Origin of the sequence: Coleofasciculus sp. G1-WW12-02 (assembly GCF_040219735.1) — a bacterium.
Classification (GTDB): domain Bacteria; phylum Cyanobacteriota; class Cyanobacteriia; order Cyanobacteriales; family Coleofasciculaceae; genus Coleofasciculus.
In genome coordinates this window covers 26,705-39,693 of the sequence record NZ_JAVJRX010000082.1, presented here as the reverse complement: position 1 = coordinate 39,693, position 12,989 = coordinate 26,705, and the positions used below count along the sequence as shown (strand labels likewise).

Annotated in this window: 17 protein-coding genes; 3 read left to right on the top strand and 14 right to left on the bottom strand. The window is 46.6% G+C overall.

The features are described 5' to 3' along the window. The first annotated feature begins 507 nt into the window (after positions 1 to 507). Positions 508 to 1,290 carry a nucleotidyltransferase domain-containing protein gene (locus RID09_RS14210; RefSeq protein ID WP_446336579.1) on the top strand — a complete coding sequence of 261 codons (783 nt, stop codon included), beginning with the start codon at positions 508 to 510 and terminating at the stop codon, positions 1,288 to 1,290. A gap of 189 nt (positions 1,291 to 1,479) precedes the next feature. Here RID09_RS14210 and RID09_RS14205 read toward each other — a convergent pair whose 3' ends face one another. Beyond that, positions 1,480 to 2,787, bottom strand: a complete 1,308-nt coding sequence (locus tag RID09_RS14205) for a DUF1835 domain-containing protein (RefSeq protein WP_446336578.1) — start codon at positions 2,785 to 2,787, stop codon at positions 1,480 to 1,482. Between the two features lie 201 nt (positions 2,788 to 2,988). On the opposite strand from RID09_RS14205, the gene RID09_RS14200 reads away from it, so the two are divergent. Together RID09_RS14200 and RID09_RS14195 are read left to right on the top strand one after the other, a co-directional pair. Next, the gene (locus tag RID09_RS14200; RefSeq protein ID WP_446336577.1) at positions 2,989 to 3,735 is read left to right on the top strand and encodes a phosphatase PAP2 family protein; all 747 of its coding nucleotides are present in this window, start codon (positions 2,989 to 2,991) and stop codon (positions 3,733 to 3,735) included. A gap of 143 nt (positions 3,736 to 3,878) precedes the next feature. Then, positions 3,879 to 4,334, top strand: coding sequence for an AAA family ATPase (locus RID09_RS14195; RefSeq protein ID WP_446336576.1), 456 nt, complete (start codon positions 3,879 to 3,881; stop codon positions 4,332 to 4,334). A 235-nt stretch (positions 4,335 to 4,569) separates the two neighbouring features. Here the strand turns inward: RID09_RS14195 and larE are convergent, their stop codons facing one another. The 13 genes from larE to RID09_RS14130 all read right to left on the bottom strand — a co-directional run bounded on the left by larE (position 4,570) and on the right by RID09_RS14130 (position 12,846). Continuing rightward, the gene (gene larE / locus RID09_RS14190) at positions 4,570 to 5,394 is read right to left on the bottom strand and encodes an ATP-dependent sacrificial sulfur transferase LarE (RefSeq protein ID WP_446336575.1); all 825 of its coding nucleotides are present in this window, start codon (positions 5,392 to 5,394) and stop codon (positions 4,570 to 4,572) included. A gap of 175 nt (positions 5,395 to 5,569) precedes the next feature. Further along, complete coding sequence (gene prfA / locus RID09_RS14185) at positions 5,570 to 6,685, bottom strand: peptide chain release factor 1 (protein WP_446336574.1); 1,116 nt, start codon at positions 6,683 to 6,685, stop codon at positions 5,570 to 5,572. A gap of 109 nt (positions 6,686 to 6,794) precedes the next feature. Continuing rightward, positions 6,795 to 7,040 (bottom strand): 50S ribosomal protein L31, encoded by a 246-nt coding sequence (rpmE, locus tag RID09_RS14180; protein ID WP_446336573.1) that lies wholly within the window; start codon positions 7,038 to 7,040, stop codon positions 6,795 to 6,797. Positions 7,041 to 7,130: 90 nt separating this feature from the next. Further along, complete coding sequence (gene rpsI / locus RID09_RS14175) at positions 7,131 to 7,547, bottom strand: 30S ribosomal protein S9 (protein ID WP_446336572.1); 417 nt, start codon at positions 7,545 to 7,547, stop codon at positions 7,131 to 7,133. Further along, positions 7,547 to 8,002 carry a 50S ribosomal protein L13 gene (gene rplM, locus RID09_RS14170; RefSeq protein ID WP_446336571.1) on the bottom strand — a complete coding sequence of 152 codons (456 nt, stop codon included), beginning with the start codon at positions 8,000 to 8,002 and terminating at the stop codon, positions 7,547 to 7,549. Before rplM ends, rpsI begins: the two co-directional genes overlap by 1 nt. Positions 8,003 to 8,026: 24 nt before the next feature. Further along, the gene (truA, locus tag RID09_RS14165; protein ID WP_446336570.1) at positions 8,027 to 8,878 is read right to left on the bottom strand and encodes a tRNA pseudouridine(38-40) synthase TruA; all 852 of its coding nucleotides are present in this window, start codon (positions 8,876 to 8,878) and stop codon (positions 8,027 to 8,029) included. Positions 8,879 to 8,887: 9 nt separating this feature from the next. Next, entirely contained in the window at positions 8,888 to 9,238 is a 351-nt protein-coding gene (rplQ, locus tag RID09_RS14160; RefSeq protein ID WP_446336569.1) for a 50S ribosomal protein L17, read from the bottom strand. 91 nt (positions 9,239 to 9,329) lie between these two features. Next, positions 9,330 to 10,277 (bottom strand): DNA-directed RNA polymerase subunit alpha, encoded by a 948-nt coding sequence (locus RID09_RS14155; protein ID WP_446336568.1) that lies wholly within the window; start codon positions 10,275 to 10,277, stop codon positions 9,330 to 9,332. 274 nt (positions 10,278 to 10,551) lie between these two features. Next, complete coding sequence (gene rpsK / locus RID09_RS14150; protein WP_446336567.1) at positions 10,552 to 10,944, bottom strand: 30S ribosomal protein S11; 393 nt, start codon at positions 10,942 to 10,944, stop codon at positions 10,552 to 10,554. A gap of 49 nt (positions 10,945 to 10,993) precedes the next feature. Further along, complete coding sequence (rpsM, locus tag RID09_RS14145) at positions 10,994 to 11,377, bottom strand: 30S ribosomal protein S13 (RefSeq protein ID WP_446336566.1); 384 nt, start codon at positions 11,375 to 11,377, stop codon at positions 10,994 to 10,996. Positions 11,378 to 11,436: 59 nt separating this feature from the next. Then, positions 11,437 to 11,550 (bottom strand): 50S ribosomal protein L36, encoded by a 114-nt coding sequence (rpmJ, locus tag RID09_RS14140; protein ID WP_015186054.1) that lies wholly within the window; start codon positions 11,548 to 11,550, stop codon positions 11,437 to 11,439. An 88-nt stretch (positions 11,551 to 11,638) separates the two neighbouring features. Next, entirely contained in the window at positions 11,639 to 11,863 is a 225-nt protein-coding gene (gene infA / locus RID09_RS14135; RefSeq protein ID WP_006100613.1) for a translation initiation factor IF-1, read from the bottom strand. A 431-nt stretch (positions 11,864 to 12,294) separates the two neighbouring features. Then, positions 12,295 to 12,846, bottom strand: a complete 552-nt coding sequence (locus RID09_RS14130; protein ID WP_446336565.1) for an adenylate kinase — start codon at positions 12,844 to 12,846, stop codon at positions 12,295 to 12,297. Between the last annotated feature and the right edge of the window lie 143 nt (positions 12,847 to 12,989).

Here is a 12,989-nt window from a genome sequence, read left to right as displayed (position 1 = left end):
AAGCTATCATCTAGCACCGCGATCGCGCCCAGGAGCGCCCAAGGGCTTACCAAATTAGCATCTGAAACCCTTGGTATTACGTTGATTTATACCAAAAATAAAAAAGTTGAAAGGCGCACGAATACATAACCGATGAGTTATACAACTCTATCAATGACTATATACTACACAGACAACCTAGAGTGAAAAGTCAGGTCTTCTCTCCCCCTGCTTCCAGACGTAGCATGCTACGTCTCTACATTGCTTCCCCTACTCCCCCTGCTTCCTTCGATGGACAACCTTCTTTAACCGAGCAGTATTAAGGGAGGAGTCAAATCAAGGTATTGCAGAGTTTTGAGCTTAAGTTGACACAAATCAAGGCTGTACACCCCTATATTTCCTGGGCGTAAGCGTTATCAATTAAATTAAGGATTGAGGAGGCCGCAAGGCTTTGCACTCCTACGAAGGTTTCCGATTAATCCGATTTAACCCAATCGGTAGAGATATTTTTCAAAAATCAGGCAAATCATGATTGAAATACAAACTCGCTTACTTCCCGCTATTGCTGCACAGCCGTATCCGCTATTATTTGTCACCATTAGCGGGGCGCATTTGTATGGGTTTCATTCACCCGATTCTGATTACGATTTACGAGGTAGTCACATTTTACCGATACAAGAAGTCGTCGGACTAGAAACAGGACGTGAGACGATTGAATTGTCGGAAATTAAAGACGGATTGGAACTGGATATAGTTACTCACGATATCAAAAAGTTCTTTTCCCTCCTCCTGAAAAAGAATGGTTATGTCTTAGAGCAATTGTACTCTCCCCTCATTGTTCATACAACACCAGACCATGAAGAATTGAGAGCGATCGCGAAAGGGTGCATCACTCGCCACCACAGCCATCACTACTTGGGTTTTGCCCGAACTCAGTGGCGACTGTTTGAAAAAGAATGTCCGCGTCGCGTTAAGCCTCTTCTTTATGTTTATCGAGTGTTGCTAACGGGTATTTATTTAATGAAAACGGGTGAAGTGGAGGCGAATTTGCTGAGGTTGAATCAAGAATTTAGGTTATCGTATATTTCAGACTTAATTGCCCAGAAATTAGCAGGTGTGGAACAATCTAAAATAAAAGATACTGATATAGAGTTTCATCGGGAAGAATACAAACGCCTGTATGAGGAATTGGAACAAGTGAGTCAGTCGAGTTTGTTACCCGCTGCACCATCGGCAAAAGATGCTCTGAATGACATGCTGGTTAGGTTGCGCTTGGATTGGAAAGATGGGACAGATGACGGCTTTGTATAAACCTTCTAAGGAAGCTACAAAAAACCCTCCCTTTGATGACGAAGGGCGGGTATGAAGAGAGGTTATCGGTAAGTACCAAAATTAAACGGGGGAACCTCTACCACAGACGTACCATGGCACGTCTCTACATTACTTCTTATCGCTGTCCTTAGGTTGCACCAAACATTACTTCTTATCGCTGTCCTTGGGTTACACCAAGCGACGCGGAATAGGTTGTCCCCGTTCTTCATCCCAGAGCCAAAGGGGTTGATGGCTACAGAGGGGGACCCCTCCAACCCAGCGATTAATCGGATTGAGTTGTAATCCATGCACTTGTCGGTTCAACAGAGCGTGTCCTGTATCATTAAGCTGAAGTATCCGTCTTGACCAAGGTAGATGAATTGTATCTATATCAATGTCAAACGGCGGATAAAGAAGGTGACTTAAAGTCGCCAGAACTTGCCAGTACATTGTGTCCCCTAAGTAGGGCAGAGGTTCCTTTTCTAAGGTTAAAGTCTTGAACAGTTGACCCCCTGTCATCGCCCCTTTTTCTAAAAGCAGGGTTAACGTCAATCGTTCGGTGAGGCTTAGCCCATCCTCAATCCAGGGTAGTTCCTGGAGATGTCGATGTAATGCTTGTGCCATGAAAGGTAACTCAGGCAAACCCTGATTAATAATACAATTCAGAGCTTGGGGAGATGAAGCAGTCAGCCCTTGCCAAACCCGATGTCCCAACTCCAGACGCTTGGGTGTCATCGGTTGTCGCTGATACCACAGTGTCCGCAGGGCTTCTGGTGAAAGCTGCCCTAAGCCGAGAAATCGATGAATGCCAGGAAACTTATCTAAACAAATTAGCTCCAGTTGCTCGGGTTGTGATCCAGAGTGCCAGAAATGGTGCAGAATATAGGCAAGAATCAGTTGATCATAAACATCATGTTCAAACCATAGGACAATCCGAGGATAGTGATGACTCTTGTGCAAACGATCATATTCTCGCTCTAAGCGTTTGTGGGCATCTTTGAGTTCAATCCCATACGCCTGTGAGATAAAATTTGCCCGTTGGCTGAGAAAGTGGGAAAAATTGGAGTCATCCGGTAAAGTACCTTGGCAGTAGGGATCAGCAAACTCCAAAAAGTCACCCAAAAACCCGGCTTGCTTTAAACCCTGTTGAATATCACAACCACAGCGCAGATGCAGGGTTTTGCAGTCAGCATCAGGAGGTGATATTTTGAGTGCGATCGCCTGACGAGCTTGGTTGAGTTGTTCAATATGTACCTTGAACTTCGCCCAACTCGATAAACCATTCTCCCGGGCAATCACAAGTTGAGCATCACTCAACTTCGGCTCAAATGTAGGACTATCAGCGTCGAGTTTCTTCCCTTGGGGATGATACTGCTCAAAGCGTTTGAATGCTGAGACTTGACAGGCTTTGAACTGACGCAAGAGTTCTTTGGCTTGCTTTTTCTGCTGTTCTAGATTTAAACGAATTTCGCTATTTGAGTTCTTTAATTCAGACATACGACTCCCTCTATCAGTGCCTGTGTCCGCCAATCAGGCAAAGGAAACCGCATGGTGTACAGAAACAGAGTGGGCGCAGCCCTTTCTGCGGACGTAGTAGCGTTAGTGACGCATGTTGGGAATTATACCATGGATCGACATGCACCCATTAAACCTATAAAATCTATTCCACAATTTTAGCCATGTCATGCCAGTATAAAGATGTTCAAGGAAAAAATAAGCCACATTATTGAAGCCATCATCCAGATTTGGCGATCGCAAACCAACAAGCCTCTGTTCTGGAAGCTTTCTATTCTCCCCATTTCAGGAGTAATCCTCACAGTTGTAGGGCTTTGGGTTTTTCTAGGAATTGCTGACGAGGTGTTAGAAAAGCAAACTCAGGCAATTGACAAAATGCTCATGTTGCTGGTTAAACAACTTCATTCACCTCTGCTGGATTGGGTAATGCGGAGTGCTTCGATTATTGGCGGCACCATATTTGTTACCCTAATTTGTCTAATTTTAGGGGCAATATTTTGGGCGCGACAACAGCGTGTTTATTTTACCGCGTTAGCGATTACGGCTATGGGTGGAACCGGATTAAACCTGTTAATTAAACAATTATTTGACCGCCAGCGCCCCCAACTCTGGCAACTTACCACGGCTGAACCGAATACCTCCAGTTTCCCCAGTGGTCATGCCATGTTATCACTGGTTATCTATGGTTTTATTGGCTATTTACTCGCCCGTCACTTTCGCCGTTGGCGGTGGTGGATTGTCAGCCTAATTATCGGGTTGATTGTCCTAATTGGGTTCAGTCGGGTTTATTTGGGTATTCATTGGCCCACGGACATTGTAGCCGGACAAGGGGCGGGATTAACCTGGCTGATGGCTTGTTTATTAAACCTTGAAGTTTACCGACATTATCACCAACACCGTAAAAAATCACCGCAGTCACTCTCATCCTAATTTAAAGACAATGGCACGCTCAATAATTTTATATCACCGAAATCCTTGATAGACCGTAGGGTGGGCATTGCCCACCAGCCCAAATTTCAGTACCCTTCAATTTAAGGGTTATGGGGTTGTCGCAGCAATAAAGCAAAACCACAATGGAAGCGGTTATCTTAATCGGAATTCAGGCGTCGGGTAAATCTTCATTTTGCCGCGATCGCTTTTATAATACTCATATCCGGATTAACTTGGATATGCTCAAAACTCGACATCGGGAAGCGATTCTGGTTCAAGCCTGTCTCGATGCTCAACAGCGTTTTGTTGTGGATAATACGAATCCAACGCCGGAAGATAGGGCGCGTTATATTGTACCCGCGAAGGAAAAGAGATTTAGTGTGGTGGGGTATTATTTTCAATCGGTTGTAGAGGATTGTAAGCGACGAAATGCTCAACGCCAAGGGAAACAGGTGATTCCTGTACCGGGGATTTTAGCAACGCATAAAAAGCTGGTTTTACCGAGTTGGGATGAAGGCTTTGATGCGCTTTATTATGTGAAAATGGGGGCAAATTATTCATTTATTGTTAAAGAGTGGAGCCAATACACTAAGGGATAAGAGACGTTGGAGAGGAGTTAATAAAAAGCCAACCGAATGGGCTAAAAAAGTTGGGGATAGATGAAATTAGATTAATTAAAGGGTAAGGAAATTATTGTGCTGTATTAGTCGATTTGTCCACACCTTACGTCTCCGGAGAGTCCTATGTGTCCTAACCTCCTTGGCGGTGGAATAGATCTTACCATTGAATAGGGCGCAAAGCCTTGCGCCCCTACAATTGTGGCTAAACCCGCCCCTACGCTATGACTTTATCGTCTTGATTCACGACTCGATTTAACTTGCCACTGTGATACCCTTCTAAATCGAGGGTTACATACAAAAATCCTAAATCTTGAAACGCTGATACCAGAGTCGGTAAATCCGTGGTCAAAACAAATTCTTTAATTTGTTCCGGCGATAATTCAATTCGTGCAGTATCCCCTTGAGAACGCACCCGCAAATTTTTCCACCCTAATTTCCGTAAATAAACTTCCGCCCGCCCTACCCGTTGCAGTTTAGCAATTGTAATTTCTTCGCCATAAGGAAAGCGAGAACTTAGACAAGGTTGGGCGGGTTTATCCCACCACGGAAGCCCTAACTGTTGCGACAGTTGGCGCACTTCCGCTTTTGTTACGCCCACTTCCGCTAAAGGCGATCGCGCCCCTCGTTCTTGCGCCGCTTGAATTCCAGGGCGATAGTCCCCCAAGTCATCAGCATTCACGCCATCCACGACATAAGGATAACCCCGTTGTAGCGCCAAGGGTTTCAGTGTGTCGTGAAGTTCACTTTTGCAAAAATAGCAACGGTTAACCGGATTCGCCGTATAATTGGGATTATTCATTTCATCGGTTTGCACCAATTCATGAGGAATGCCAATCACCGCCGCTTGAATTCGGGCGTCTTCCAATTCTTCGGGTAACAGAGACGGGGATTCGGCGGTTACAGCTAAAGCGCGATCGCCTAAAACATCATAAGCAATCTTGGCAACTAAGGTGCTATCCACTCCTCCAGAATAGGCAATCAATGCCCGATCCATTTGAGCAAATAAGCTTGTGAGTTGTTCAAGTTTATTATTTAACATGGTTGTCAAGACAGATGGCTTCAAGGCAGAAGGCTTCAAGGCAGTCCGCGTAGGCGGACTTTGTTTGTCTAGCAGCGATTTCAATCGCCGTGGTAAAAAGGGGGTAACTTGCTTGCACCCCAAAATACCATCCTAAGTTATTGACAGAAAACAAAGGACAAATGACCAATAACAGTTAAGCCAAAAGCGATTCCCCTTGTTCATCCGAAGTTGCCAACTCTTCTAAACGTTCCTGTTGATCTTGGGTAATGCAAGATTGAATCACAGACTCCAAATCCCCTTCCAGCAAGTTATTCAGAGAATAGTTTTGACCCAAGCGATGATCAGTAACGCGATTGTCCTTATAATTATAAGTGCGAATCTTCTCCGATCGCGAACCCGTACCCACCTGCGAGCGCCGCATCGAGGTGACAGCTTCCTGTTGCTCCCGCAGCTTCATTTCATACAGTTTAGCCCGGAGAATTTGTAAAGCCCGCTCTCTGTTTTGCAGTTGAGAACGCTCCTCAGTACAGAAGATCCGAATCCCAGTTGGCTTGTGGAACAGATCAACCGCTGTTTCCACCTTATTCACATTCTGTCCACCCGCGCCACCAGAACGGGCTGTGGAAACCTCCAAATCCTTCGGATCAATCTCAATTTCCACATCATCCACTTCTGGCATTACAGCGACAGTCGCGGTTGAGGTATGGACTCGTCCCCCCGCTTCCGTCACCGGGACTCGTTGCACCCGATGAACGCCGGCTTCAAACTTCAGCTTGCTGTAAACCTGTTCCCCTTGGATTTCCAGAATTGCCTCTTTAAATCCACCCATATCAGCCGTGGACTCGCTCAATAGCTTCACCCGCCAGTTCTGAGTTTCGGCATAGCGTGAGTACATTCGGACTAAATCCCCTGCCCAAATACTGGCTTCGTCGCCCCCAGTTCCGGCTCGGATTTCCAACATGATGTTCTTATCATCATTAGGATCACGAGGTAAGAGTAAGATTTTTAGGCGCGTTTCCAGTTGACTGAGCTTGGTTTGCAGTTCCTCAACTTCCAGAGATGCCATTTCATACATTTCACCACCCCCATTGGCTTCCTTGAGGATTTGCCGAGCGCCAACCAGTTCTTCCTGAGCTGTTTTCCAGAGTTCGTAGGTGTTCACCACTTCCTCTAAGGAAGAACGCGCTTTTGCCACCCGTTGCACTTCCACCGGATCAGTGGCAATATCGGGGTCAGCCAAACGGCGCGTTAATTCGTGAAAGGTTTGTTCAACCGATTTTAATTTATCAAGTAGGTAAGTTTCCGCCATGGTTCAAGCGATCGCTCCATTGAAATAGCTGAAATAAGCATTGAAGTGCGAAGTCTAACTCTTAAGAGTTAGGCTTCGCTAACGTCTCTCCACACTTCAACCTACCTAGCTATTTCTCTTTAGACGATTGCTGCTCTGAGGCATTCCCTTCTAACATGCCGTATTTCCGCATAAAGCGCTCCACACGACCTTCCGTATCAATAATTTTTTGGGTTCCCGTAAAAAAGGGATGATTCCCCGACCACACATCAACATGAAGTTCCGGCTGGGTTGAGCCAACAGTCATCACAACTTCTCCGTTGCAATAGACTTTGGCGTCTGGATACCACTGGGGATGAATATCAGATTTTGGCATTGTTACTGTCCTCTAGTCGAGCAAGCGTTTCTTTATTCTGTATTTTGGGGCGAACTCACCCCAATTTATCCTTATTGTATTACCCAAATTTTAACGCTTCGAGTATTGGGGAGCTTTGCGGGCTTTATGTAAGCCATATTTCTTCCGTTCTTTGGCACGGGGATCGCGAGTTAAGTACCCTTCACTCTTCAACGGAGAGCGATTGTCCGGATCAAGTTCACAAAGCGCCCGCGCCACGCCTAAGCGAACGGCATCCGATTGTCCCGTCAATCCACCACCATGAGCATTGACTAAGATGTCGTAATCATTCTCTAAACCCAAAGTTTCCAGTGGCGCTTTAGTCACCATTAAATAAGCTGGATTGAGATTAAAGTAGACATCGCCGGGACGACCATTAACAATAAGTTGACCCGTACCCGGAACTAGGCGTACCCGGGCGACTGAGGATTTACGGCGACCGGTTCCCCAGTAAACCGCACGATTTTCCATCGGTTCTGTTGCTTGCATTAGTCTTGTTCTCCTGGAATGGTGTTAATGGTTAAGGTTTGAGGTTTTTGAGCGTCATGGGGATGAGTTTCACCCGCATAGACTTTTAGCTTAGTAAAAAGTTTGCGACCCAGGGAATTTTTAGGCAGCATCCCTTTAACCGCCTTTTCGATAATCCGTTCCGGTATGCGGCCTTGTAAATGCTCAAAGGTTTCAGTCTTCATCCCGCCTGGACGACCGGAGTGGCGGCGATAGAGCTTCTGACTGCTTTTTTTTCCGGTAACGACGACTTTCTCGGCATTGACGACGATAACGAAGTCCCCCGTATCCATGTGGGGAGAATAGGTCGGCTTATTTTTCCCTCTAAGAATCATGGCAATTCCAGTTGCCAATCGTCCCAGACGTTGACCTTCGGCATCAATAACGTACCAATTTTGTTCTAGGGAATCGTGAGTCGGCAGGTAAGTTTTTTGCATGAGTTTTTTTGATTACGTAAACAGTTAACCTAAACACAATTGAGTGGGCGTCTCGGTCGGCAACATAAACTTCGGCTGAGTATCAAACCAGGTTTTTGGCGGAAACGGCGAGTTTGGGTAACCCACTCGTAACAAGCACAGACCCTTTGCTGGCGCCGCATATTTGATTTGCTCCCGCTGTTGATTCACCCACAGTTGAGTAAACTCTTGGGGATGAACTTTGCCCCGCCCTACCTCTACCAGCATGCCGACGAGTAGCCGCACCATGCCGTATAAAAATCCATCCGCCTGAATTTCAATATGAATAAATGAACCATTTCGGTAACATTGGGTGTCCTGAACTGTGACCCAGGAATGCTTGCGTCCGGAGTTAGCCCGGTGGAATGCTGCCAGGTGGTGTTTGCCCACTAGCGGATTAAGCGCCTCCTGAATCCGATGTTCATCTAAGGGAGCCTGATAGTAATGCCAACTAAACGGTCGCACAAAAAGGTTAGGACAAGCGTCTGTATAGATACTGTACCGATACCGACGCCAAATCGCCGAAAAGCGAGCATGCCAATTCGCGGGTACGGGGGCTGATGTCCGAATCAGGATATCCTCCGGTAGTCGGCTATTAAGCAGGGGCATCCATCGCTCACCGGGAATCGGACGACTACTGTTAAAATGTGCCACTTGGGCAGCGGCATGAACGCCTGTATCAGTACGCCCTGCAGCGTGTAAGGTTACAGGTTTTCCTTCGACGGTGGACAGAACTTGCTCAATGTCCCCTTGCACCGTGCGATGGTGAGGCTGTCGTTGCCAACCATAGAACTTTGTCCCTAGGTATTGAATCACTAGGGCGATGCGTTGAGTTGGCTTAGCCTCGCGCTCGGACATAACTTGAGTTCAAACTAGCTCGATAATTGCCATTTCCGCATTATCCCCACGACGGCGCAGGGTTCTGAGTACGCGAGTATACCCACCGTTACGATTGCCATAGCGATCATTCACCCCTTCAAACAAGGCATGAACTAACTGCTTGTCGTAAATATAACCCAAGGCTTGACGGCGAGATGCTAGGGAGCCATCTTTTGCCAAGGTAATCATTTTTTCCACTTGGGAGCGCACGGCTTTTGCCCGTACTTTGGTAGTAGTGATTCGACCATGACGAATCAACTCGGTAGCGAGGCTTCTGAGCAGCGCTCGGCGCTGGTCGGCTGGTTTTCCCAGTTTGGGTACTCGACGACGATGACGCATTTTCTTTTTTTCCTCTACAATCCCACAACAATGAACAATTTCTCAATCCAATGGCTAATCGAGTTGACGATTAGCCATTTATTCTCAATCCTTAAGTTGGTTTAGCCGATTTTTCATGGGGCAATGTAATCCCCAAGCGTTTTTGCAAGGCGTCTATGACTTCTTCGGCAGACTTTTGACCAAAGTTCTTGATTTCTAGGAGATCCTCCTGGCTATAATCTAATAAGTCAGCAACGGAGTTAATTTGCGCTCGCTTGAGGCAGTTATACGCCCGCACCGACAGTTGCAGTTCTTCAATCGGAATTTGGCTGGTTGGATCTTCATCGACCGGACCTCCCACTGGCTCTGGCTTCAGCTCGATATCTTTCAGGGGATTGAACAAATCCACAAGAAGGCTAGCGGCTTGACTCAGCGCTTCCTGGGGTGACACGCTGCCATTGGTCCAAACATCTAAAATTAAACGGTCTTTTTCCAGGGAACCGTCAACACGAGTATCCTCAACGCTGTAGTTAACCTTGGTCACCGGCATGAATACGGCGTCAATTTGCAGGAAATCAACCGAGGATGTTTCATCACGACCGCGTTCTACAGAGCGATATCCTTTTCCTCTTTCGATACGGAACTCCATTTCCAGTTTGGCTCCGTCGGCTAGAGTCGCAATATACTGACCCGGATCAACAAATTCTACGTCCGACGGTAAATCAAACTGAGCCGATCGCACGGTTGAGGGTCCAGTGATCATGACTCGACCAATATGGGGTCCAGGTGTATAGCTTTTGAGGACGACTTCCTTCATATTCAGGAGAATTTCTAGAACATCCTCTCTGATTCCCTCAATGGTGGCAAACTCATGATTGACTCCAGCAATCCGCACAGCGGTAATCGCTGTACCTTCCAGGTTAGACAGGAGAACCCTTCTCAGGGCGTTGCCAACTGTTGTACCTTGACCGCGTTCGAGAGGTTCTAGGACAAATTTGCTATATTGACTTTGATTCTTTAGTGTTTTGGATTCTACGCACTCAATCTGAAACTGCGCCACGGAGTGACCTCCCTCCTTTAATTCATAGGACCCCATCAAAAGTACTCTTGCTAGTACTTTTGAAATTCTGTTGCGCCTAACCCACAATTTGGTACAAGTGGCAATAAGCAAAGTATCAGTGGTTGGTCGGCATAACTTCCTCAATGCTGACACTTGATTCTGTTGTCGAGTCTAGACCGATAAGGGGTAAGCCGACTTGAAGGTTTCATTGAGATACAAACTGAATTCAACCCTTGGTTTTGCTTACCCAATTTCCTATCCCGATTTCCCGTTCCTAGACACGACGTCGTTTAGGAGGACGGCAACCATTATGAGGAATTGGCGTGACATCCCGAATCAGGGTAATTTCTAGTCCTGCCCCTTGCAGTGCGCGAATAGCCGTTTCTCGACCTGCACCAGGACCACTGACCATTACCTCAATTTGCCGCATTCCTTGGTCAATGGCTCGGCGGGCGGCATTATCAGCAGCGGTTTGAGCCGCAAAGGGGGTGCCTTTCTTAGCGCCCTTAAAGCCACTTGATCCCGCTGACGCCCACGAAACCACATCGCCTCGAGTGTCAGAAATAGTGACGATGGTATTGTTGAAGGTAGACTGGATGAATGCCATTCCGTTGGGAACGTTTCGTTTCTGCTTTTTTGTACCAGTTTTTTTAGTTGGTCGCGCCATATCGCTTTATTTGGCTATCTTAGTGATGGGTGTGAACTGAATAATTGTGTTACTTCTTCGCCGGTGCTTTTTTCTTCCCAGCAACGGCAATACGTCTACCACGACGGGTACGGGCATTAGTGCGGGTTCGTTGACCGCGCACCGGTAAGCCTTGGCGATGGCGACGCCCACGATAGGTGCCAATATCGACGAGACGCTTGATATTCATCGATTCCCAGCGCCTTAAGTCTCCCTCGACTTGATAGTCGCCCTCTACCACTGATCGCAGGCTGGCTACCTCAGCATCGCTTAAATCCTTGACTCGGGTATCCGGATTAATGTCCGTTTTACTGAGAATTTCTTTGGAGCGAGATAGCCCAATTCCGTAGATGTAGGTTAGACCAATTTCTATTCGTTTATCGCGAGGTAGGTCTACACTGGCAATTCTTGCCACGGTATTTTTCTCCCTTTTGTTGGTTTTGTGCTACAAATAAGTCTTATAGAGTCTGTAGATTACCCCTGACGTTGCTTATGTTTGGGGTTTTGACAAATAACCATTACTCGACCACGGCGTCGAATAACGCGACATTTTTCACACATTTTGCGGACTGATGCTCTAACCTTCATTGGCTTTTTTAGTTACAACGCAAGCATATTATCATATCATTTTTTTGGGCTAAAGTCAAATTTTCGCTGAAATTAGCCATAACGATTGTTATTTTTTGCGAAGGCGGTAGGTGATTCGACCTTTGCTCAAGTCATAAGGGGTCAATTCAACTTTGACCCGATCGCCCGGTAAGATTTTGATGTAGTTGCGGCGGATTTTGCCAGAGATATGGGCAAGGACGTTGAAGCCGTTATCCAAGTCAACCCGAAACATGGCGTTCGGTAAGGATTCGGTTACCGTCCCTTCCATTTCAATTAAGTCTTGCTTAGCCAATTTTGTCGTTCCTCAATACTATGGGTCACTAAGTTCCCCTCCACACAGATAGAGATTTGTCCAGGGAGTGTTAACATATTTTATCAAAATCCGCCCTCAAACGGCTTTTTTGCTTGGTTAGTGTTAAGAAAAGTTGAAACACCATGAGCGGCTCCCTAGAAGAGTTGCCATTACATAAGACCTAAGCCAGTAAGGGTCAGCAATTGCTCGTGTCTACTTATAGCTAGAAACCGGCAGCTTACTTTGGAGTTTCATTCTGGCAGTGACGGCACTTACCCGTCCAGATGTTTTCCCCACCTAACTGGGGAAGCTGTCCAAATTAATGGAAGCCTTAGAAATAGTAACGACTTCAGCGAGAGGAGAACATCCGTCAAAAGTGAGACGGGGTTCCTTTTCCGGCTTTGGCATTGGGGGCTTAACTCCTCCAGATTTCAGGACATCACCTGCTTGAGAGAGCCCGTAACCTCGTCCATAGGTCTATCCCCATCAATCTCGCGTAAGATTGAGCGATCGCGGTAAAACTCAATCACCGGTGCCGTCTGTTGGCGGTAGACTTCTAGGCGTCGCCGAATCGTCTGCTCATTATCATCTTGGCGTCCCCGTGAGAGTAAACGTTTCAGGATTGATTCATCGGAGACATCCAAATAAATAGCATAATCGCAGCGCTGATCAAGATCCTGAAGCAGATTCTCCAGAAAAGCCCCTTGGCTGACATTGCGCGGAAACCCATCCAAAATCCAACCCGCTTGAGTATCAGGTTGCTGGAGGCGATCGCGAATTAGATCCAGAATCAATTCATCTGGCACCAACTCGCCTCGATCCATATAAGACTGCGCCTTTTGTCCGAGTGGTGTAGATTGCGCGATCGCACTCCGTAGAATCTCCCCCGTAGATATGTGAGGAATCTGATAAAGCTGAGCGATTAGCTGAGCTTGTGTTCCTTTTCCTGCCCCTGGTGGTCCTAAAAAAACTAATCGTGTCATTGGTTATTTGTCTTATGCCTTATGTCTTATGTCTTATGTCATTCGTCCTTTGTCAATTTGATGGGATCAAGGGGGTTCTCAAGTTAGCTGTGAATTCTCTTGTACCCCCCCAATTTAGGTTCAATCAACAATGAACAAAGGAA

Coding starts and splice junctions, on each gene's coding strand:
- larE (WP_446336575.1), bottom strand. CDS start 5,394: ATGTTAAATAATAAACTTGAACAACTCACAAGCTTATTTGCTCAAATG.
- truA (WP_446336570.1), bottom strand. CDS start 8,878: ATGTCCGAGCGCGAGGCTAAGCCAACTCAACGCATCGCCCTAGTGATT.
- RID09_RS14210 (WP_446336579.1), top strand. CDS start 508: ATGATTGAAATACAAACTCGCTTACTTCCCGCTATTGCTGCACAGCCG.
- RID09_RS14200 (WP_446336577.1), top strand. CDS start 2,989: ATGTTCAAGGAAAAAATAAGCCACATTATTGAAGCCATCATCCAGATT.
- RID09_RS14205 (WP_446336578.1), bottom strand. CDS start 2,787: ATGTCTGAATTAAAGAACTCAAATAGCGAAATTCGTTTAAATCTAGAA.
- rpsI (WP_446336572.1), bottom strand. CDS start 7,547: ATGCAAGCAACAGAACCGATGGAAAATCGTGCGGTTTACTGGGGAACC.
- rplQ (WP_446336569.1), bottom strand. CDS start 9,238: ATGCGTCATCGTCGTCGAGTACCCAAACTGGGAAAACCAGCCGACCAG.
- prfA (WP_446336574.1), bottom strand. CDS start 6,685: ATGGCGGAAACTTACCTACTTGATAAATTAAAATCGGTTGAACAAACC.
- rpsK (WP_446336567.1), bottom strand. CDS start 10,944: ATGGCGCGACCAACTAAAAAAACTGGTACAAAAAAGCAGAAACGAAAC.
- RID09_RS14195 (WP_446336576.1), top strand. CDS start 3,879: ATGGAAGCGGTTATCTTAATCGGAATTCAGGCGTCGGGTAAATCTTCA.
- rpmJ (WP_015186054.1), bottom strand. CDS start 11,550: ATGAAGGTTAGAGCATCAGTCCGCAAAATGTGTGAAAAATGTCGCGTT.
- rpmE (WP_446336573.1), bottom strand. CDS start 7,040: ATGCCAAAATCTGATATTCATCCCCAGTGGTATCCAGACGCCAAAGTC.
- rplM (WP_446336571.1), bottom strand. CDS start 8,002: ATGCAAAAAACTTACCTGCCGACTCACGATTCCCTAGAACAAAATTGG.
- RID09_RS14130 (WP_446336565.1), bottom strand. CDS start 12,846: ATGACACGATTAGTTTTTTTAGGACCACCAGGGGCAGGAAAAGGAACA.